Below are 21,374 nucleotides of genomic sequence, written 5' to 3'. Positions count from 1 at the left end.
CGCGGACCGCTGGTAGGACCCGTCCCCGCCCCGGATGGCAGGATGCGAGGACGCGGCGGGAGGGGCGGGAAGGGGCCGGGGCGCGATGGGGCGGAGTGAGCGGGAGGCGGTGGCCCGGGGCGGGCGGCTGCACGAGGCGGCGACGGCGGTGGCCGGTGATCACGCGCGAGCCGTCGAGGCCGTACGGGAGGCCCTGGCGCCGATCCATGACGACCTGGCCCGGCGCGAGCTGGACGTCATCCCGGTGGCCCGGCTCAAGGACGTCACCGAGGGCAGGCTGCGGCTGGGCGAGGTGGAAAAGGGCGGGTTCCGGACGGTCGGGCAGGTGCTCGACGCCGGCCCGTACCGGTTGCGGCAGCTGCCCGGGGTCGGACAGCAGACCGCCGACCAGACCGTGGCCGCCGCCCGGCGGATCGCCGACGCCGTACGGGACACCATCGCCGTACACATCGACGTGGACCGGCCGGAGCCCCGGACCACCGCCCTGGTCATGGCGCTGGGTGTGCTGGTGGAGGCGGGCCCCGAGGCGCGCCGGGCCGTCGACGCGGCCGCGGCGCTGAACGAGCGGCTCGGCCCGCTGCTCGCCGAGGCCGGTCCGGTGGCCGGGCGGCTGCGCATGCTGCTGGCCGGGCAGGCCAAACGGGAACGGGCGCTGGCGGCCGCCGCCGAGATCCGCGCCCTGACCGAGCAGGCCGACCGGGACGGGGTGCCCGAACTGCTCGCCCAGGCATCGGTCGACCTGCTGCGCCGTCCGGAGTCCGACCTGGCCGCCCTGGTCGACTTCGAGCTGCGCTCCGCCGAGTACTACGGCCTGCTCGCCGAACTCTCCGGCCGTGCCCCCGACCCCGCGGCGGCCGAAGGGTTCCTGCCGGACGAGGTGGCCGAGCGGGTCAGGGCCCAGACGCTCGACGACACGCACCGCCGGGTCTCGCTGCGCGGCTACCAGGCCTTCGGCACCCGCTTCGCGCTCGCCCAGCGCCGGACGATCCTCGGCGATGAGATGGGGCTCGGCAAGACCATCCAGGCCATCGCCGCGCTCGCCCACCTCGCCGGCGAGGGAAAGAGCCACTTCCTGGTCGTCTGCCCGGCCAGCGTGCTCATCAACTGGGCCCGGGAGATCGAGAAGCGCAGCGCGCTGCACGTGACCCCGCTGCACGGCCCCGACCGGCGGGAGGCGTTCGCCGACTGGAAGGGGCGGGGCGGCGTCGCGGTCACCACCTTCGACGCCCTGCGCGGCTTCCCGGTGCCCGGCGGTGGCGAGCTGGGCATGCTCGTCGTCGACGAGGCGCACTTCGTGAAGAACCCCGAGACCCTCCGCGCCAGGACCGTCTCCGCGTGGGCCGAGCACTGCGACCGCGTGCTGTTCCTGACCGGCACGCCCATGGAGAACCGTGTCGAGGAGTTCCGCAGCCTGGTGCGGATCCTGCGACCGGGCCTGGCCGAGACCGTCGACGAGCATGACTCAGTCGCCGGTTCCAAGGCGTTCCGGAAGGCGGTCGCGCCGGTCTATCTGCGCCGTAACCAGCAGGACGTCCTCACCGAACTCCCCGCGCTCCAGCACACGGACGAGTGGGAGGAGCCCAGCGCAGCGGACGAGGAGGCCTACCGCGAGGCCGTGCGGGCCGGCAACTTCATGGCGATGCGCAGAGCGGCCTACGCCCGCCCGGACCGGTCGGCGAAGCTGGACCGACTGCGCGAGATCGCCGCCGAGGCCGCCGAGAACGGGCTGAAGGTCGTCGTGTTCTCCGGGTTCCGGGACGTACTGGCGGCAGTGCGGGAGGCACTGGTCCGCGCACACACGCCGGGAGCGGCAGCGGTGGAAGCGGGGGAGGGCCCGGGTCCGCGGACGGGCGTGGGTCCGGGGACGGGCGTGGGTCCGGAGGAAGGCATGGGCCCGGCGAACGGGCGGGTCTTCGGGCCGATTTCGGGCAGCGTGCCGCCCGCCCGCCGGCAGCAGCTCGTCGACGACTTCGCCGCCGCGTCCGGTCACGCCGTGCTGCTCGCGCAGATCGAGGCGGGCGGAGTGGGCCTCAACATGCAGGCCGCCTCCGTCGTCATCCTCTGCGAGCCGCAGCTCAAGCCGACCGTCGAACACCAGGCGGTCGCCCGCGCCCACCGTATGGGCCAGGTCCGCTCGGTCCATGTGCACCGGCTGCTCTGCGCGGGCGGGGTGGACGAACGGCTGGTGCGGCTGCTGGAGAACAAGTCCCGCCTGTTCGACGCCTACGCCCGCCGCAGCGCGGTCGCCGAGTCGACGCCGGACGCCGTCGACATCTCGGACCTCGCCCTGGCCCGCCGCATCGTCGAGGAGGAGCAGGCGCGGCTGAGCCTGAGCACGACGACCGCCGAGCCGACGGCGACGGCGACGGCGACGGAAGAGGCGTGAGCGGACCGGCGTGAGCGGCCAGGCGTGAGTGTCGGGCCGCGGGTGAAGTGCAGCTCCTCGGCCACCGTCACGAAGTAGCGCAGGTCGCGCACATGAACGTCCATGGTCATAACCATCGGTTATCAGCGTGGGTCTTGGACGGGCAACCGGTCACGGCCGCACTCTGGGCTGCAAGCGAGACGACCACGAGGAGCTGTCATGAACAAGGTGTGGCTGATCACCGGCGCGACCAGCGGTTTCGGGCGGGCGATCGCGGAGGCGGCGCTCGCGGAGGGCGATGTGGTGGTCGGTGCGGCACGCCGGCCCGAGGGGCTGGACGACCTGGTGGCGGCGCACCCCGACCAGGTGGAGGCGCTGCGCCTGGACGTCACGGAGACGGGGGCCGCCGAAGCCGCCGTACGGGATGTGGTGGCACGGCACGGACGGATCGACGTCCTGGTCAACAACGCGGGCCGCACCCACGTCGGAGCCTTCGAGGAGACGACGGAGCAAGAGCTGCGCGAGCTGTTCGACGTGCATGTCTTCGGGCCGGCCGCGCTCACCCGGGCCGTGCTGCCGCACATGCGCGAGCGGCGCTCCGGGGCGATCGTGCAGATGAGCAGCATGGGCGGGCAGATGTCCTTCGCGGGCTTCTCGGCGTACAGCGGAACGAAGTTCGCCCTGGAGGGCCTGTCCGAGGGCCTCGCGGACGAGGTCGCCGAGTACGGCATCAAGGTGCTGATCGTCGAGCCGGGCTCCTTCCGCACGGCGCTGTTCGAGACCGGCCGGGCGGGGGCCAGCGCGGACAGCGGCCTGTACGCCAAGGTGAGCGACACCCGTGGCTTCGTCGCGGGCGGCGACGGCACCCAGCCGGGTGACCCGGCGAAGGCGGCGGTCCTGATCCTGACCGCACTGGAGGCCGACCGGACCCCGCTGCGGCTGCCCCTGGGCGACGACGGGGTCACGGCCGTACTCGGCCATCTGGACCAGGTCCGTGAGGACGTCGCGGCGTGGGAGAAGAGCACGCGGGCGACGGGGTTCGACGACTGACGGGGGGTTGCCGTCCGGGCGGCGGCCCTTGGGGCGGGCGGCTGCGCCGCGGGCGTCCGGCGAGGCGGCGCCCGACTCGTCGCCGGCCCGTAGACGCCGGCTGAGGTGCGGGGCGACGGTCCGCAGGGCGGGGGTGAAGCGGTGTACGAGCAGCGCCGGGCTGCCCCGCCGTCCCCGCCTCACCGCCGTACTGCGGGCTCGGCCCGCTCCCCGGCGGCCGCGGGGGAGGCGGGGCCATCGATGCCGTCCATCGGTACGGTCTTCGCCACGCCTGTCGCCACGACCGGCTGATCACCGGTCATGACCGTTGCCCCGCAGCTCCGTTACGTCCGTGCACGGCCCTTGTGCAATTCCTGTGCAGGCCTCAATCTTTCGGCGGGCGCACAGCTCTCGCACAGGGTCCGGGATGGACGAAGTCGGCAAAGTTGTCATGATCACGTCTATTCGATGGGTCCTGGTGTGCCTGCATCACCCCCCACCAGCGCGCCACCAATCGAGGAGGACCCCTCAGATGGCAGTGATGCGTAACTCCCGAAGAGACACCCGGCGAAGACTGGCCGCGCTCAGCGTGGCGGCCACCGCGGCGCTCACCGCGGGCCTCGTCTCCGCTCTCCCCGCCGCGGCCGCTCCCGAGGGCCGTATCCAGTACGCGGGCGCGGCCGACGCCGTCGCCGACAGCTACATCGTGACCCTCAAGGCGGACCACGCCCGTTCGGGCTCCACCGCGGGGCGCACCCTCGTCGAGAAGTACGGCGCCGGCATCGAGCGGACGTACAGGAAGGCCCTCAACGGCTACGCGATCGAGGCGTCCGAGGCCGAGGCGAAGCGGCTCGCCGCCGACCCGGCCGTCGCCTCCGTCGTCCAGAACCGCACCTTCGGCATCGAAGCGACCCAGGCCAACCCGCCCTCCTGGGGCCTGGACCGCATCGACCAGAAGAACCTGCCGCTGAACAGCTCGTACACGTACCCGGACTCGGCCGGGCAGGGTGTGACGGCGTACGTGATCGACACCGGTGTCCGCATCACCCACAGCGACTTCGGCGGGCGGGCCTCCTACGGCTACGACGCCATCGACAACGACAACACCGCCCAGGACGGCCACGGCCACGGCACGCACGTCGCGGGCACGGTCGCCGGCGGTTCCCACGGTGTGGCCAAGAAGGCGAAGATCGTCGGCGTCCGGGTGCTGAACAACTCCGGTCAGGGCACCACCGCCCAGGTCGTCGCCGGCATCGACTGGGTCGCCCGCAACGCGGTCAAGCCGGCCGTCGCCAACATGTCCCTGGGCGGCGGCGCCGACACCGCCCTCGACACGGCCGTGCGCAACGCCATCGCCTCCGGCATCACCTTCGCCGTCGCGGCGGGCAACGAGTCCACCAACGCCTCCACCAAGTCGCCCGCACGCGTCACCGAGGCCATCACGGTCGGCGCGACCACCAGCGGCGACGCCCGCGCGAGCTACTCCAACTACGGTTCGGTCCTGGACCTCTTCGCGCCGGGCTCGTCGATCACCTCGGCCTGGAACTCCGGCGACTCGGCCACCAACACCATCTCCGGTACGTCGATGGCGAGCCCGCACGTGGCGGGCGCGGCCGCGCTCCACCTCGCCGACAACCCCTCGGCCACCCCGGCCCAGGTCGCCTCGGCCCTGACGGCCGCCGCCACCTCCGGCGTCGTCACCAGCCCCGGCACGGGCTCGCCCAACCGGCTGCTCTACGTCGGCGGCGGTACGACCACCCCGCCCGGCCCGCGCTTCGAGAACACCGGTGACTACGCGATCGCCGACAACTCCACGGCCGAGTCCCCGGTGACGGTCTCCGGCGTCTCGGGCAACGCGCCCTCCAACCTGGCCGTCGAGGTCCACATCGTGCACACGTACATCGGCGACCTCCAGGTCCAGCTGATCGCCCCCGACGGCACCGCGTACACGCTGAAGGCGTACGGCACGGGCGGCAGTTCGGACAACATCAACACCACGTACTCGGTGAACGCCTCCTCGGAGGCCGCCAACGGCACGTGGAAGCTGCGGGTGAGCGACAACGCGAACTACGACACCGGGCGGATCGACGCCTGGGCGCTCCAGTTCTAGCCCTGAGTCAGTTCCAGCCCTGAGTCAGGGGCGGTAGTACTCCTCGTCCTCGCGGTACGGCTCGGGTCCATGACCCGGCCGGGCCGCGGGGGCGAGCCGCGTGTGGCGGTGCGGGGGCGAGCCGCGTGTGGCGGTGCGGGGGCGAGCCGCGTGTGGCGGTGCGGGGCGAGGAAACCGAAGCGGCGGTCGGAGGTGGCCTGACATCCCCCCTCGTCCCCCGCTTACGATTCGCCCAGTCGTACGCCCGTTCCCCTCCCGGCGCCGCCGCCCGAAACCAGGAGCACGGTACTCGTGTCCATACCTCCGCCGCCCGGACCCCACCAGCCACCAGGGTCCCCGGAGCAGCCCCAAGGGCCGTACGCGCAGGTGCCGTACGCGTACCCGTACCACCCCTACGGTCCGTACGGCCGCCCCGTGCCCGTCAACGGCGTCGCCATCGGTTCCCTCGTCCTCGGCATCCTCTGCTTCGTGCCGGCCGTGGGGCTGGTGCTGGGGCTGATCGCGCTGGCGCAGATCAAGAAGAGGGGCGAGCGCGGCAAGGGCATGGCGATCGCCGGTTCCGTGCTGTCCTCCGTCGGGCTCGCACTGTGGGTGCTGGCGCTGTCCACGGGCTCCGCCTCCGACTTCTGGGACGGCTTCAAGGGCGCCGCGCGGGGCGACGGCACCGCCTACGCGCTCGCCAAGGGCGACTGCTTCGACACCCCGACCGGCGATCTGGAGGGCGACGCCTACGACATCGACGAGGTCTCCTGTGCCGGCGAGCACGACGGCGAGGTGTTCGCCGTGGTCACGCTGCCGGGCGGCGCCTTCCCGGGCGACGACGAGATCGAGCTGACCGCGGACGACAAGTGCTATGCGCTCCAGGACGGCTACGCCATGGACACCTGGGCCGTACCGGACGACGTGGACGTCTACTACCTCGTCCCGTCCCGGCAGAGCTGGCGTCTCGGCGACCGCGAGATCACCTGCCTGCTCGGCAGCACGGCCGAGGACGGCAGGCTGACCGGCTCGCTGCGCGCCGACCCGACGACGCTCGACGCCGACCAGACCGCCTTCCTCTCCGCGACCAACGCCATCGACGCGGCCCTGTACGAGGAGCCCGAGGAGTACCCCGAGGACGACCTGTCGGCCAACCAGGACTGGGCGAAGGACGTGCACGCCGAACTCGGCGAGCAGATCGCGGCGCTGCGCGGACACAGCTGGCGGGCCGAGGCGAAGAAGCCGGTCGCCGATCTGATCGAGGACATGGAGGACGCCCGCAAGGAGTGGTCCCGGGCGGCCGTGGCGAGGGACGCGGACACGTTCTACACGCACTACGAAAGCGGGTACGACTACGTCGACGGCCCGACGACGGTCACCGCCCGCAAGGCTCTGGGCCTGGACACCACGGTGCCGGAGCCCTACGAGGACGACTCCGAGGGCGGCGGGAGCGGGATCGCGGGCGTCCTCGATGCGTGAGCGGATGTGTGAGCGCGGCTATAGCGGGGAGAAAGTGCCTGCGTAAAGCCCTCCGCGGGCACAAGTCATCACATCGAGTGATTCTCTGGCCTTTGCTTGCACGGGACAACCCACGGTTGCCACGCTGTTGCTGTCTGTACAAGCTGATGGGAGCGGCCAGTGACTTTCGGTGAGCAGCCGGCGTACCTGCGCGTCGCGGGTGATCTCCGCAAGAAGATCGTCGACGGTTCGCTGCCACCGCACACCCGCCTCCCGTCCCAGGCCAGGATCCGCGAGGAGTACGGCGTCTCGGACACCGTCGCGCTGGAGGCCCGCAAGGTGCTGATGGCCGAGGGGCTGGTCGAGGGCCGCTCCGGTTCCGGGACGTACGTCCGTGAGCGGCCCGTGCCCCGCCGGATCTCCCGCTCCGGCTTCCGCCCGCCGACCGGCGCCACGCCCTTCCGCCAGGAGCAGGCCGACGGCGAGACCCGCGGCACCTGGGAGTCCAACAGCGCGCAGGCCGAGGCGAGCGTCGCGGTCGCCGAGCGACTCGGCATCCGGCCCGGAGACCGCGTCATGTGCACGAGGTACCTGTTCCGGGACGCGGGAGAGGCGATGATGCTCTCCACCTCCTGGGAGCCGCTCGCCGTCACCGGCCGTACGCCCGTGATGCTGCCCGAGGAGGGCCCGCTCGGCGGCATGGGCGTCGTCGAGCGCATGGCGGCCATCGACGTCGTCGTGGACAACGTGACCGAGGAAGTGGGCGCGCGCCCCGGCCTCGCGGAGGAACTGCTGACGCTGGGTGGCGTTCCCGGTCATGTGGTCGTGGTCATCCAGCGCACCTACTACGCGTCCGGCCGTCCGGTGGAGACCGCGGACGTGGTGATTCCGGCGGACCGCTACCGGGTCGCGTACCACCTCCCGGTGAAGTAGCGCACTCGTTCGTGAAGTAGCGCACACCTTCACGGCAGTTGCCTCCGGCAGAGCCTCAACTCCCGCCCCTTCAGGCGCCGTTCGAATCTGGCCGTTTTCGCAGGTCGCCCCGTGCGTCCGCGGTATGCCCGTGACCGGATGCATCGACGTCTTCGCACGGCGCATTCGATGCCGTGCGCCCCCTGTGACTTGGCCGGTTGCATACCTCTTTGTGAAAAGCCGTATTCGCAGCGTAAAGGTTAGGCGTACGCTCGGGCATATGCGGATTGCGGTTTCCTTAGCGGGCGGGGCACGGCACAGGCCGCGAGCGAAGCGAGATGGGGGTCCCCCCGGCCGAAGGCTGGGGGAGGGACTCGGGCGGTCGTGGGCGGGAAGGAGCGGTGGGACGCGATGAACGACAGCACGATCACTCTTCCTTGGCTCGTGATTCGGCAGGACGACAACGGCAATCGCTACCGCGTGGGCCGGTACGCGACGCGGGCGGAGGCCCAGAAGATCGCGGACAGCCTCGACGGTCGCGGACACAAGCAGCTGTACTGGGTCGAGCGGCTCGCGCAGAACGGGGACAGCGCGGACCACTGACGGTCGGCGTGCTCCCCGCAGGACCTAGGCTCCGGCGTATGACGGAACGGATCGTGGTCGGCGCCGCGCTGCTGGACGGGGGCCGCCTGCTCGCGGCGCGCCGCAGTGCGCCCGAGGAACTGGCCGGACGCTGGGAGTTGCCCGGGGGCAAGGTCGAGCCCGGCGAGGCGCCCGAGGCGGCGCTCGTGCGGGAGTTGCGGGAGGAACTCGGCGTGGACGCCGAGGTGATCGAGCGGGTGCCGGGGGCGTGGCCCCTGAGGCCCCCCTACGTCCTGCATGTGTGGACGGTCCGACTCCTTGCCGGTTCCGGGGAGCCCAAGCCCCTTCAGGACCATGATGCGCTGCGCTGGCTGGGAGCTGGGGAGCTCTGGGACGTGGACTGGCTGGACCAGGACGTGCCGGCGGTTCGGGAGGTCGCGGGGCGGCTCGGCGGTGCGGGGTGGGCCGGCGGTGCGGGCGACCCCCGGACGGGCTGAAACCTGCGGTACTGCCCATCGAATATAGGGTATGTGCTCATTAACCCTATGAAACCGGACATGGGTGAGCTCGCTGGCCTGGGAAGTGATCGGCGTGATCGACACCGATGGCGGCTGCGCCGAGTGGACCTTTCCCGCCGAGGCGGGTGCGGTGCGCGCGGCACGTACCGCTGTGCGTGGCCGACTGCGTGACTGGGGCCTCGACAGCCTCGCCGATCTCGCGGCGCTGCTGGTCAGCGAGCTGGTCACCAACTCCCTGAGGCACGCCACGGGGCCCATCGGCGTACGCCTGGTCCGCCCCGCCGACCTCGACGGCGTCCTCCTGGTCGAGGTCTCCGACCCCCTCCCGGACCCCCCTCGCGAACGCGTCGCGCACCCCGAGGACGAGAGCGGCCGCGGACTCCAGCTCGTGGCGCACTCGTCCCGCCGGTGGGGTACCCGGCCGGGCCGGAACACGGGGAAGACCGTGTGGTTCGAGCTCGCGGTGCCGGAGCGACCGTGACGGTGTACGCCCGCCCCCGCCCTGTCGAGTGACTGGTTCAGGCCAGTGGCGGTTGTCGAACCGCGTGATTCGACTGCGTGTCAGCTGGTTAGAAGACTGGAAGTGTTTCCGCGGCCGGGACCGAAAACCATCGGGAACGTGCTGTGATCGTGAACACCGTGTTGTGCGGGGCCGTAGTGCTGGATACTGCGGGCAGCCGCCGCCGGTGACCGGTGCCGGACGCGGTGAGCTGGAGGGGACGGTTCGCGTGAGCGAGATACCAGCGAAGGCGACGGAGTCCGAGGACCCGTCGGACGGCGCGAGGGCGAAGGCCGCGGGAGAGCGGGCCTACGACACACAGGCCTCCCGCGGCGATTCCCACGGCACACGGGCCACACGCGCCTCTCATGACACACAGGGGACGGGCGAATCCCGCAGCGGTACGTCGGACTCCGGTGGCACCGGCGCAAGCGACTCCCCGGGGCCGTACGCCTCGGACACCCCCGCCCCCGCCGTCGCCCCCGCCCCCCGCGATCCCGGCTTCGCCGTCGACGAGCCTCGCCCCGGCGACCCCATGTGGCAGAGCAGTCCGCCCGGCTCGATCTACGACTACATCAAGGTCGCGGCCTTCTCGATCGGCCCCGACGGCCTGGTCGACCAGTGGAGCCTGCGTGCCGAGCAGATCTTCGGCATCCCGGCCCAGCGTGCCGTCGGCATGGACCCCATCGAGGCGTTCGTCGACCCGGACCTGCGCGAGCAGGGCCAGCGCAAGATGGCCGAGATCCTGGACGGACGGGAGTGGACCGGAGTCGTCCCGTTCCGGGCGCAGGACGGCCCGGACGGGCGGCGCGGTCAGGACGGCCTCGCCGAGGTGTACGTCATGCCGACGCGGACCGAGGGCGGGGAGAAGGCCGCCGTCTGCATCGTCGTCGACGTCCGCACGCTCCGCCGGATGGAGACCGACCTCGCCGCCTCGCAGTCGATATTCGGTCAATCTCCGTTCGGCTTCCTGCTGATCGACCCCGACCTGCGGGTGCGCCGCGTCAACCACCGGTTCGCCTCCCTCTTCGGCGGCACCCCCGACGACCACCGTGGCAAAGGCGTGCACGACTATCTGTCGCGCGCCGAGGCCGATCGCGTCGCGGCGACCCTGCGCCGCGTCCTGGAGAGCGGCGACTCCATCACGGACATGCACGTCAGCGGCTTTCTGCCCGGCTCCGACGAGCGCCGCCACTGGTCCGTCAACCTCTACCGGGTGCACAGCGGCAGCGGCCGCCCCATCGGCATCGCCTGGCTCGGAATCGACATCACCGCGCGCCGCGCCGCCGCCCGCGAGGCCGCCGCCGCCCGGCGCAATCTCGCCCTGCTGAACGAGGCCGGTGCCCGCATCGGCAACTCCCTCGACCTGGAGACCACGGCCCGCGAACTCCTCGACATCGTGGTCCCCGGCTTCTGCGACCTGGCCACGGTCGACCTCTACCAGGGGCTGCTGGCGGGCGACGAGACCCCGCCCGGCCTCGCCGACGGCAGCGCGGAACTGCGCCGTGTCGCCTTCTCCAGCGCCGTCTCCGACGCGCCCTTCGTCGGCGGTGGCGTGCCCGTCGCGGTCGGCGCCGTCCACCACTACCCGTTCAACTCGCCCTGCGCGGACGCCCTGCGTACCGCCCGGCCGCAGTATGTGCCCGGCGAGGAGGGCGGCCTCGTCCAGTCCACGCTCGCGGTGCCGATGGTCGCCCACGACACGGTCGTAGGACTGGCGCAGTTCGCCCGCACGAAGGGCAGCGAGCCGTTCGGCGACCGGGACCGCGACCTCGCGGTGGAGCTGGCGGCGCGGGCGGCGGTGTGCATCGACAACGCCCGCCTGTACCGGCGCGAGCACGAGCGCGCGCTGATACTGCAACGGTCCCTGCTGCCGCCGGGGGACCCGGTCGCGTCCGGCCTGGACATCGCCTGCCGCTATCTGCCGGGCAACTCCTCCTCCGACCGGCCCAGCGAGGTGGGCGGTGACTGGTTCGACGTCATCGAACTCCCCGGTCACCGCACGGCGTTGGTCGTCGGGGACGTCATGGGCCGAGGGCTCCGTGCGGCCGTGGCGATGGGCGAACTCCGTTCGGCCGTTCGAACGTTGGCGTTGCTGGACCTCGAACCGGCCGAGGTCCTCTCGGCGCTGGACGAGATCGCGCGCGGCCTCGGCGCCCCCGGCGGCGTCCAGCAGGCCACCCGCGCGGCCCGCCGGCCCCGCGAGGCGGACCTGTCCGAGGTGTACCTCGCGACCTGCGTGTACGCGGTCTACGACTCCGTCACGCGCCGCTGCACCTTCGCGAACGCCGGTCATCTGCCGCCGGTCCTCGTCGAACCCGGCGAGGCCGCGCTGATGCTCGACGTGCCGCCGGGGATGCCGCTGGGGGTGGGCGGGGAGCCGTTCGAGGAGGTGGAGGTCGAACTCCCGGAAGGCGCGCTGCTGGCCCTCTACACGGACGGCCTGGTCGAGTCCCGCGACCACCCCCTGGACGAGGGCCTCCAGGCGTTCGTCGGCGCGCTCACCGACCCGACCCGCCCGCTGGAGGACGTCTGCGACCACGTCCTCAACACTCTCGACAGCCACCACGGCGAGGACGACATCGCGCTGCTGATGGCACGTGTCCAGGGGCTGCCCGCCGAGTCGGTCGGCGACTGGACGCTGCCGCGGGAGCCGCGCAGTGTGGGCCGTGCCCGGGAGTACGCCCGCGGGCAGCTCCTGTCGTGGGACCTGGAGCCCTTGGTCGACACCACGGAGCTGTTGGTCAGCGAGCTGGTCACGAACGCCCTGCGCTACGGCGAGGGCGAGATCAGACTGAGGCTGCTGCTGGACAGCACGCTGGTGTGCGAGGTCTGGGACTCCGGCCTGGTCCAGCCGCGCCGGCGGCGCGCCCGGGACACGGACGAGGGCGGGCGTGGACTGCAACTGGTCGGCCTGCTCAGCGCCGCGTGGGGCTCCCGCCGGACGCCGCGCGGGAAGACGGTGTGGTTCGAACTGCCGCTGCCGGACGGTGAGAACGGGCTGGCGGACCCGGCGGAGGCGTTGCTGAGCCTGTTCTGAGCTGCTGCCCTGCCGGGCGGAAGCGGGTGATCCGGCCTCGGCTTCGCCTTCGGCAGGGGTGTTTGCCACCCGCACCACCCGTGCGGCTTTCGTCGCCGGGTGCGGGTGGCCCCCGTGGTGCCGTCTCGCCGTCGGCGTCTGCGGGCCCGTTCGGGCGGGGGCGCTCGCCAAGGGGCCCGCCAGTGAAGACGGTCGCGGCGACTCGGTGAGCCTGTTCCCGAACGCGCTCACGCGCCCGTCGGGCCGCCGGTGTGTCGGCCGCGGGTGCGGGGTCCGCCGAAGCTGCCCGGTGGGCCGGACGCCGGGTCCCCGCCCGTCAGGATGCCGCCGAGGAGGGCCCCGGCGAGGCCGTTGATGTCCTCGGTGGGGCCGTCGGCGGGGTGGCCGTGCACGCGGATGTCCTGTTCGGCCAGGTCGTGGGCCTGGCGGGCCAGGGTGTCGGCCGCCAGGAGGTCGGCGAGGGACGCCGGGGGAGTGAGCAGGCGCCGGGCTTCCGCCAGACGGGTGCGTGCCTCGCTCCCCACCGCTGCCCGGTGCGTCGCGACGACGTCGTCCCCACCATCGACCGCACCGCGGGCGCAGAGCAGCGCGGCGGCCGGAATCACCCCGGTCCGCCCCGCGGCGACGGGCCCGACGGCCCGCACGATCCGCCGCAGCAGGCCGAGGGGGTCGTACGGCCGCCCCGCGGTCAGCTCTTCCCGTACGCTGGCCAGCGCGAGGTCGGCGTGGGTGACGCGGGCGCGCAGCTCGCCGGGGGGTACGTCCGGGTACGGGGCTCCCACCCCCGTCAGCGACTCCCGCGCCCCGGCGATCTCCGCCTCGCCCCCGGTCAGCGCGGCCGGCACCAGCGCCGAGGCCGTGGCGAGGTCGCCGGAAAGCCTCTCGACTCCCTCGATGAAGACGGCGGCCTGGGCGATGGCTCCCTCGGCGGCGCGCAACCGGGCCGCCGCCCGCTCGTTGTCGCCCGAGTCGGCGGACTGGCGGGCGTGGTTGAGGCGTGTGGTGGCGAACACCAGCCGGTCCTTGGCCTGCTCGACATGGCCCGCGACGGCGGCGGTGGCGGAGGGGCCGTACCGCTCGCCGAGCTCGCGGAGAGCCGCGTCGGCACCCCCCGTCCGCCCCGCCAGCTCCCGGAACCGGCCCTCGGCGACGACCAGGGCATGGCCCAGCCCTTCGCCCAGGCCCTGCTCCAGCCCCCGCAGCTGATCGAACGCGGCGGCCTGGGCATCCAGCAGCCGCCCCGCCTCCTGGCACCGCCCGACGATCCCGGCGAGCGCATGCCGCCGGGCCGCGCCCTCCTGCGGCACCCCGCCCTCGTACTGCCACCGCATCCGAAAGGCGACCGCCAACTCGGCCGCGGCGTCCCGCAGGGCCCGCGCGAAGGGCTCGACCGCTGCGCCGTACTCGACCCCCGCGGCCTTCTCGATGTGGGCGAGGTCCTCCCCCTCGAACCTGCCCTGGGCAAAGCCGAGCTCCTCGGCACTGACCCGGACCCAGTCGTCCGCCTCGACCAGCAGAGCCCGAGCCCGCTCATCGAGTTCCCCGGCCGGCGGCTCGGCGGCCTGAACGGGCGCCCCACCAGGTGTCGTGCGCCCCCGTGCCCGCCGCCTGCGCCGTATGAACCCGTATCCCGCGAGCACCGCCGCCGCGACAACGGCCAGCGCCGGCATCACCAGATCGACGTCCGAGGTCCCCTCGTCGTCCTGCTGCGCCACCGCACCGGCGACGGGCCGGTCCGCCCCGCCCGCGGCCGCACCCCCGACGGTCGTCGCGGGCAACACCAGCCACACCACCCCGACCAGCCCGCCCGCCAGCGCAAGCAGTACCCGCACCGACAGGTGCGAGGTGCCACGCCGCGGGCGGCGCCGTATCGAGGAGGATGTCACATTTCGGAGCGTATGAGCAGGAATGCCCTGGCGCGACCGGGATACGACCCGGCGCGGGCCCCGCCGAGACGGACTCAGCCCGACGACGTCCGTCGCATGATCTTGTTCCCCAGCCACACGAGCGGGTCGTACTTGCGGTCGACCGCCCGTTCCTTCAAGGGGATCAGCGCATTGTCCGTGATCTTGATGCCCTCGGGGCAGACCTCCGTGCAGCACTTGGTGATGTTGCAGTAGCCGAGGCCGTGTTCGTCCTGGGCCGTGGCCTTGCGGTCCAGGCCCGTCTCGGCGGCGGCGTCCAGCGGATGCATGTCCAGTTCCGCGACCCGCATCAGGAAGCGCGGGCCCGCGAACGCCGGTTTGTTCTCCTCATGGTCGCGGACGACATGGCAGGTGTCCTGGCACAGGAAGCACTCGATGCACTTGCGGAACTCCTGGGAGCGGTCCACGTCCTCCTGCATCATGCGGTACTCGCCGGGGCCCACACCCTCCGGTGGTACGAAGGACGGGACCTCCCGTGCCTTCGTGTAGTTGAAGTTCACGTCCGTGACGAGGTCCCGGACCACCGGGAACGCCCGCAGTGGCGTCACCGTGATCGTCTCCTCCCGGGTGAACACCGACATCCGCGTCATGCACATCAGCCGCGGCCGGCCGTTGATCTCCGCGGAGCACGAACCGCACTTGCCCGCCTTGCAGTTCCAGCGGACGGCCAGGTCGGGGGCCTGCGTGGCCTGGAGGCGGTGGATGATGTCCAGCACCACCTCGCCGTCGTTCACCTCGACCTCGAAGTCCTCCAGGCCGCCGCCCTGCACATCGCCCCGCCACACCTTGAAGCGGGCCTCATAGCTGCTCACTGGTAGAGCTCCTCTTCGGCGAGGTACTTGACCAGCTCTTCCTTGTCGAAGAGGGCCAGCAGGTCCTGACGGACGGGGTCGGTGGTCTCGCGCTTCAGCGTGATCTGGCCGCGTTCGGGGTCCATGGCGGCCAAGCCGCCCGTCGGGTCGGCCAGTTGGCACAGCAGGTTGATGTTGCGCCATGTCCGGTCCATCGTCGGATGGTCCTCGCGGGTGTGCCCGCCGCGCGACTCCGTGCGCTCCAGCGCCGCCCGCGCCACGCACTCGCTGACCAGCAGCATGTTGCGCAGGTCGAGCGCGAGGTGCCAGCCGGGGTTGAACTGGCGGTGGCCCTCGACGCCGGCCCGGCGGGCGCGTACGCGCAGATCCGCCAGCTTCTCCAGCGCCTGTTCCATCTCGGCCTCGCGGCGGATGATGCCGACGAGGTCGTTCATGGCCTGCTGGAGTTCCTGATGGAGGGTGTACGGGTTCTCCGGCGGACGCCCGTCGTCCTCGCCCCCGCCCGGACCCTCCGCCGAGAAGGGCCGCAGCGCCTCCGCCGCCGCCGTGTCGACCTGCATATCGCTGACCTCGGGGCGTTCGAAGGCCCGCGCGGCCGCGTACTCGGCGGCGTGCCAGCCCGCACGGCGGCCGAAGACCAGCAGGTCGGACAGGGAGTTCCCGCCGAGCCGGTTCGAGCCGTGCATGCCGCCCGCGACCTCCCCAGCCGCGTACAGGCCCGGCACCCCGCGCGCCGCCGCCGTGTCCGACTCGACCGCGATACCGCCCATGACGTAGTGGCAGGTCGGCCCGACCTCCATCGCCTCCGCCGTGATGTCCACGTCCGCCAGCTCCTTGAACTGGTGGTACATGGAGGGCAGACGGCGGCGGATGACCTCGGCGGGCATACGCGTCGACACGTCCAGGAACACGCCGCCGTGCGGGGAGCCGCGGCCCGCCTTCACCTCGGCGTTGATGGCCCTGGCCACCTCGTCCCTCGGCAACAGCTCCGGAGGACGCCGGTTGTTGTCCGGGTCCTCGTACCAGCGGTCGCCCTCCTCCTCCGACTGGGCGTACTTCTCCTTGAAGACGTCGGGGATGTAGTCGAACATGAACCGCTTGCCCTCGGAGTTGCGCAGCACCCCTCCGTCGCCGCGCACCGACTCCGTGACCAGGATCCCCTTCACCGACGGCGGCCAGACCATGCCCGTCGGATGGAACTGCACGAACTCCATGTTCAGCAGGGGCGCCCCGGCGAGCAGCGCGAGCGCGTGGCCGTCGCCCGTGTACTCCCACGAGTTCGAGGTCACCTTGAAGGACTTGCCGATCCCGCCCGTCGCGATCACCACGGCGGGGGCTTCCAGGACGAAGAAGCGTCCGGTCTCGCGCTCGTAGGCGAAGACCCCGGACACCCGGCTGCCGTCCTTCAGGATCCGGGTGACCGTGCACTCCTGGTAGATCTTCAGCCGGGACTCGTAGTCCCCGGTCTCCTTCTTGTCCTCCTGCTGCAACGACACGATCTTCTGTTGCAGCGTGCGGATCAGCTCCAGGCCGGTGCGGTCGCCGACGTGTGCGAGGCGCGGGTACTCGTGGCCGCCGAAGTTGCGCTGGGAGATACGGCCGTCCTTCGTGCGGTCGAAGAGCGCGCCCCAGGTCTCCAGCTCCCACACCCGGTCCGGGGCCTCCCGCGCGTGCAGCTCGGCCATCCGCCACTGGTTGAGGAACTTGCCGCCACGCATGGTGTCGCGGAAGTGGACCTGCCAGTTGTCGTGCTCGTTGGCGTTGGCCATGGCCGCCGCGATGCCGCCCTCGGCCATCACGGTGTGTGCCTTGCCGAACAGCGACTTGCAGATCACGGCCGTACGGGCACCCCGCTCACGCGCCTCGATCGCCGCACGGAGGCCCGCGCCCCCGGCGCCGACCACGACGACGTCCCACTCCTGCCGTTCGACCACGGACATGTGTTCAGTCCCCACTCAATCTAGAAGAAGCGCGGATCGTCGAAGACCCCGGACGCGACGAGATAGACGTAGAAGTCGGCGAGCGCCACGCTCACCAGCGACGCCCAGGCGAGCAGCATGTGACGGGCGTTGAGCTTCCCGATCCACTGCCACATCCGGTAGCGCACCGGGTGTTTGGAGAAGTGCTTGAGCTTGCCGCCGACGATGTGCCGGCAGGAGTGGCAGGACAGGGTGTACGCCCAGATCAGCACGATGTTGAGCAGGAAGACGAGGGTGCCGAGGCCCATGTGGCCCCACTCGTAGTTCTCGTCGCGGAACGCGAGCACCGTGTCGTACGTCAGGATCCCGGCGACCAGGAGGGCGGCGTAGAAGAAGTACCGGTGGATGTTCTGCAGGATCAGCGGGAAGCGGGTCTCACCGGAGTACTTCTTGTGCGGCTCCGCCACCGCGCAGGCCGGGGGCGACATCCAGAAGCCGCGGTAGTAGGCCTTGCGGTAGTAGTAGCAGGTCAGGCGGAAGCCGAGCGGGAAGATCAGGATGATGATCGCGGGCGAGATGCCCCACCAGCTCCCGAACAGGTCCCAGTTCGGCCCGGCGCGCATGGGCTCGCAGTTCTCCGCCAGACAGGGCGAGTAGAACGGGGAGACGTACGGCGCCGCGTAGTAGTCCGCGTTGGCGAAGGCCCGCCACGTGGAGTACACGATGAACGCGAGCAGACCGGCCGCGGTGGCGGCGGGGGCCAGCCACCAGCGGTCGGTCCGCAGGTGCGGGGCGGAGATCGCGGCGCGCGTACCGGTGTGTACGCCGCCGCTGTTCAGATGGGGTTCCGTACCAGTGGCCAATGCATGACTCCGGTCGGGTCAGGTGGAGGGATCAGGGTGCGCGGCGGTCCCGGGCGCCGAGACCCTCGTCATCCGTGTCGATCCACAGAGAGTCGTCGTACGGCGTGTCGGGGATGGTGACGAGCTCCGGTTTGCGCTGGGCGGCGGCGGGGGCCGCGGCGGCGTCCCGCAGCAGCGCGACGCTCTCGCGGAGATGGTTGGCGTCGGTGCGGACGCGGCGCATCTCGATTCCGCCGGTGCCCAGCTGCTTCTCCAGCCGGCCCACGGACCGGGCCAGGTCGTCGAGGCAGCGCTGGACAGCTGTCAGGTCGTCTTGTACGGACATGACGTGACCTCACTTCCGTGGGCCCCTACGGCCCTGGGTGGCAACGTTCATGCGCCTGCGAGTGTTGCGCGTCACACCTACCGCTGTGAAGGGATGTGCAGCGATTGGCGGATTGCGCGCCTCCATTGCACGCCCGCACGCGCTCTGTGTACGCCGGGGGAGCCGAAAGGTTGCGAGGAGTGCGTCGTGTGGAGCGCGTTGCTCCGCACGGGTGTCCTTGTACGCCCTCGCCGCCGTGTCGTCTCCGCCTGGCGAACCCTTTCCTCTTCAGTGGGTGCCTTAGATCAGATCAGCTCCAAAATACCGCCAAACGTGATCAAAACGCACTTATTGTCACCGGCGGGAGCCGCTCCCCGGAGGTACCTGAGATGTCCCACGTCGGCGTCGGACCCAGCGTCGGACCCAGGCCCGGCCGCAGCGCCGTCATGCGCTCGGCCACCTTCCTCATCGCGGGCGCGCTCGCGATGCCCGCGCTCGCCGGGTGCAGCGACCCGGACCCGGCCGGCAAGCCGCTGGCCGGGCAGGACATCGCACCGGCCGGCCGGGCTCAGATCGCCGACGGCGGCACCTTGCGGTGGGCCGTGGACGCCGTACCGGAGACGCTGAACACCTTCCAGTCGGACGCCGACACCACCACGACCCGGATCGCGCAGGCCACGCTGCCGTCGATGTTCCGGCTGGACGCGACCGGGCGCCCGGAGCGCAACGAGAGCTACCTCGAATCCGCCAAGATCGTCGAGACCGAGCCCAAGCAGGTCGTCCTGTACAAGCTCAACCAGCAGGCCGTCTGGAGCGACGGCCGGGAGATCGGCGCCGCCGACTTCGCCGCCCAGTGGCGGGCCCTGTCCGGCAAGGACAGCGCCTACTGGACCGCCCGCAACGCCGGCTACGACCGCATCGAGAAGATCGAGCGCGGCGACAACGACCTGGAGGTCCGGGTCACCTTCGGGCGGAAGTACTCCGACTGGCGGTCGCTGTTCTCGCCGCTGTACCCGAAGGAGGTCATGGGCACGCCGGACTCGTTCAACGACGGGGCGCGGCGCAAGCTCAAGGTCACTGCCGGGCCGTTCACCGTGCAGCAGATCGACCGTAAGGCCGACGAGGTCACCCTCACCCGGAACCCCCGCTGGTGGGGGGAGCCGGCCAAGCTGAACGAGATCGTCCTGCGGACCGTGCCGCGCGACGAGCGGGCCGCCGCGCTGGCCGCCGGGGATCTCGACCTGGCCGAGATCGACCCCGCTGCCGCCCGGCGCATCGCGATCGCCGCGCCGCGTCCGGTGGCACCGTCGGGCAGTGCCAGCGCGACGCCGCTGATGGGGCCCGACCGGCGTACCCTCACCGCGGCCCAGCGGCGGGACAAGGCGAAGTTCCGGGGCTTCGAGGTACGGAAGTCCCTGGAACCGGCGTACACCCAGCTCGCCCTCAACGGCGCCGACGGCCCGCTCGCCGACGAGAGGGTCCGACGGGGCGTGGCACGCGCGCTCGACCGAGAGGAACTGGCCAAGCTGGTCCTGTCCCCGCTCGGCCTCCCCGCCAAGCCGGTCGGCAGCCATCTCGCACTGTCCGGCCAGGCCGCGTACGCCGACAACAGCGGGGCGATCGGCGGCGAGGACAGGGCGGAGGCGCAGGCGCTGCTCGCGGACGCGGGGTGGGTGCCGGGTGGGCCGGTCAAGGAGAAGGAGAAGGAGAAGGGGGAGAAGGCGGCGGGGAGTGAGGGGAAGAGGGCGGAGAAGGGGGAGGGAGCGGAGAAGGCCGAGAAGGGCGAGAAGGGCGAGAAGGGCGACAAGGCCGAGAAGGCCGAGAAGGGCGACAAGGGGCACAAGGCCGAGAAGGAATCCGAGTCCAAGTCGGAATCCGAGGCCAAGGCCAAGTCCAAGTCCGGTTCCGAGACCGACTCAGACTCCGAGTCCGAGTCCGAGTCCAAGGACGACGGGACGTACATCGTCGGGGAGGACAACAAGGGGGCGGACGCCGACAAGGAGGGCGGGCGGCATCTCGCCCAGGACGGCAAGCAGTACGGCAGCAAGCAGGTGCAGCAGGGCGGGGCGCCCGGCGCGTACGCCCCGCAGGGCACCCCGGCGCCGGCGGGGGTGGCGGCGCGGCCGCTGGCCAAGGACGGCAAGGCACTGACCTTGCGGTTCGTGGTGCCGGAGGGGACGGGATCGCAGACGTTGCGGACGGTGGCGGACCGGATCGGGCTGATGTTGGAGCGGGTGGGTATCCGTACCGAGATCATCAAGGTCGCGGACGAGAGCTACTTCAAGGACCACATCGCGTCCGGTCAGTACGATCTCGCGCTCTACTCCTGGCCCGCCTCCGCGTTCCCCGCCACCGACGCCCGCCCCATCTACGCCAAGCCGGTGCCGGCCGCCGACGGCTCGCTGAACGTCGAGCAGAACTACACGCGGGTGGGGACCGACCAGGTGGACCAGCTCTTCGACCAGGCGATCGGCACGCTTGACGAGTCCGAGTCGCGCTCTCTGATCCGTAAGGCCGACTCCCGGATCTGGGCGGCGGCCGGGTCGATTCCCCTCTTCCAGCGGCCCCAGCTCACGGCGGCGAGGACGAACGTCGCCAATGCCGGTGCCTTCGGGTTCGGTACGCCGGTGTACGAGGACATGGGCTTCCTGAAGAAGGGCCTGAAGCCGGCCCCGAGCGCGTCGACCAACTGACCTTCCTCGCCCCCGCCGCCCCTACCCGTCCCATCCCTGGGGGCTGCCGCCCCCAGACCCCACCCCCGCTGTCGGCCCTGCGGGCCTCGTCCTCAAACGCCGGACGGGCTGAAGATGCCTGGGCCGGCGCCGAATAGTGACCCCTGGTGCCCGTGAGGCGAAGCCCCCTGCGGGTGGGTGGGGGTTCGGGGTGGCGGTGCCTTCGTCTTCGGATGCCGGGTGGGCAAATCCAGCCCCTCCGGCGTTTGAGGAGCGGGGTCTGGGGCGGAGCCCCAGGAGGATGGGGCGGGTAGGGGGGGCGGGGGGGTAAAACAGGGGGTCAACTGCGCCGGCGTATCCCGGCGAGGCCCAGTGGCAAACGGCACG

Annotated in this window: 16 protein-coding genes; 10 read left to right on the top strand and 6 right to left on the bottom strand. The window is 71.7% G+C overall.

Translation table 11 applies throughout. The annotated features are described in order from the left end of the window. Positions 1 to 85: 85 nt before the first annotated feature. The gene (locus ADK36_RS02125; RefSeq protein ID WP_053196050.1) at positions 86 to 2,386 is read left to right on the top strand and encodes a DEAD/DEAH box helicase; all 2,301 of its coding nucleotides are present in this window, start codon (positions 86 to 88) and stop codon (positions 2,384 to 2,386) included. A gap of 198 nt (positions 2,387 to 2,584) precedes the next feature. Then, positions 2,585 to 3,415 (top strand): oxidoreductase, encoded by an 831-nt coding sequence (locus ADK36_RS02120; RefSeq protein ID WP_053196048.1) that lies wholly within the window; start codon positions 2,585 to 2,587, stop codon positions 3,413 to 3,415. Between the two features lie 179 nt (positions 3,416 to 3,594). Here the strand turns inward: ADK36_RS02120 and ADK36_RS50880 are convergent, their stop codons facing one another. After that, the gene (locus ADK36_RS50880) at positions 3,595 to 3,717 is read right to left on the bottom strand and encodes a hypothetical protein (protein WP_267887384.1); all 123 of its coding nucleotides are present in this window, start codon (positions 3,715 to 3,717) and stop codon (positions 3,595 to 3,597) included. Positions 3,718 to 3,926: 209 nt separating this feature from the next. On the opposite strand from ADK36_RS50880, the gene ADK36_RS02115 reads away from it, so the two are divergent. The 7 genes from ADK36_RS02115 (at position 3,927) to ADK36_RS02085 (ending at position 12,492) form a co-directional block, all read left to right on the top strand. Beyond that, the gene (locus ADK36_RS02115; RefSeq protein WP_053196046.1) at positions 3,927 to 5,504 is read left to right on the top strand and encodes a S8 family peptidase; all 1,578 of its coding nucleotides are present in this window, start codon (positions 3,927 to 3,929) and stop codon (positions 5,502 to 5,504) included. Positions 5,505 to 5,795: 291 nt separating this feature from the next. Beyond that, on the top strand, positions 5,796 to 6,962 hold the full coding sequence (locus tag ADK36_RS02110; RefSeq protein WP_053196044.1) for a DUF4190 domain-containing protein: 1,167 nt from the start codon (positions 5,796 to 5,798) through the stop codon (positions 6,960 to 6,962). A gap of 159 nt (positions 6,963 to 7,121) precedes the next feature. Next, entirely contained in the window at positions 7,122 to 7,874 is a 753-nt protein-coding gene (locus ADK36_RS02105) for a GntR family transcriptional regulator (protein WP_048583510.1), read from the top strand. A 390-nt stretch (positions 7,875 to 8,264) separates the two neighbouring features. Beyond that, positions 8,265 to 8,456 carry an SPOR domain-containing protein gene (locus ADK36_RS02100; protein ID WP_030049322.1) on the top strand — a complete coding sequence of 64 codons (192 nt, stop codon included), beginning with the start codon at positions 8,265 to 8,267 and terminating at the stop codon, positions 8,454 to 8,456. A 38-nt stretch (positions 8,457 to 8,494) separates the two neighbouring features. Next, positions 8,495 to 8,932, top strand: a complete 438-nt coding sequence (locus ADK36_RS02095) for a (deoxy)nucleoside triphosphate pyrophosphohydrolase (protein WP_053196042.1) — start codon at positions 8,495 to 8,497, stop codon at positions 8,930 to 8,932. Positions 8,933 to 8,996: 64 nt separating this feature from the next. After that, positions 8,997 to 9,434 carry an ATP-binding protein gene (locus ADK36_RS02090; RefSeq protein WP_048583512.1) on the top strand — a complete coding sequence of 146 codons (438 nt, stop codon included), beginning with the start codon at positions 8,997 to 8,999 and terminating at the stop codon, positions 9,432 to 9,434. A gap of 247 nt (positions 9,435 to 9,681) precedes the next feature. Then, positions 9,682 to 12,492 (top strand): SpoIIE family protein phosphatase, encoded by a 2,811-nt coding sequence (locus tag ADK36_RS02085; RefSeq protein ID WP_053196040.1) that lies wholly within the window; start codon positions 9,682 to 9,684, stop codon positions 12,490 to 12,492. A gap of 227 nt (positions 12,493 to 12,719) precedes the next feature. Here ADK36_RS02085 and ADK36_RS02080 read toward each other — a convergent pair whose 3' ends face one another. The 5 genes from ADK36_RS02080 to ADK36_RS02060 form a co-directional block, all read right to left on the bottom strand. Further along, positions 12,720 to 14,378, bottom strand: a complete 1,659-nt coding sequence (locus ADK36_RS02080) for a hypothetical protein (protein WP_053196038.1) — start codon at positions 14,376 to 14,378, stop codon at positions 12,720 to 12,722. A 74-nt stretch (positions 14,379 to 14,452) separates the two neighbouring features. After that, positions 14,453 to 15,229 (bottom strand): succinate dehydrogenase/fumarate reductase iron-sulfur subunit, encoded by a 777-nt coding sequence (locus ADK36_RS02075; RefSeq protein ID WP_048583515.1) that lies wholly within the window; start codon positions 15,227 to 15,229, stop codon positions 14,453 to 14,455. Beyond that, positions 15,226 to 17,169: a fumarate reductase/succinate dehydrogenase flavoprotein subunit gene (locus tag ADK36_RS02070; protein ID WP_048583516.1), complete on the bottom strand. Its 1,944-nt coding sequence runs from the start codon at positions 17,167 to 17,169 to the stop codon at positions 15,226 to 15,228. The genes ADK36_RS02075 and ADK36_RS02070 overlap by 4 nt, the downstream gene beginning before the upstream one ends. 20 nt (positions 17,170 to 17,189) lie before the next feature. Further along, entirely contained in the window at positions 17,190 to 18,011 is an 822-nt protein-coding gene (locus ADK36_RS02065) for a hypothetical protein (protein WP_048583517.1), read from the bottom strand. Positions 18,012 to 18,042: 31 nt separating this feature from the next. Continuing rightward, entirely contained in the window at positions 18,043 to 18,336 is a 294-nt protein-coding gene (locus tag ADK36_RS02060) for a hypothetical protein (protein WP_048583518.1), read from the bottom strand. 368 nt (positions 18,337 to 18,704) lie between these two features. On the opposite strand from ADK36_RS02060, the gene ADK36_RS02055 reads away from it, so the two are divergent. After that, positions 18,705 to 21,008: an ABC transporter family substrate-binding protein gene (locus ADK36_RS02055; RefSeq protein ID WP_053196036.1), complete on the top strand. Its 2,304-nt coding sequence runs from the start codon at positions 18,705 to 18,707 to the stop codon at positions 21,006 to 21,008. Positions 21,009 to 21,374: the final 366 nt, after the last annotated feature.

Origin of the sequence: Streptomyces viridochromogenes (genome assembly GCF_001270495.1) — a bacterium.
Taxonomy (GTDB): domain Bacteria; phylum Actinomycetota; class Actinomycetes; order Streptomycetales; family Streptomycetaceae; genus Streptomyces; species Streptomyces viridochromogenes_A.
This window is presented reverse-complemented; position numbering and strand designations above follow the sequence as displayed.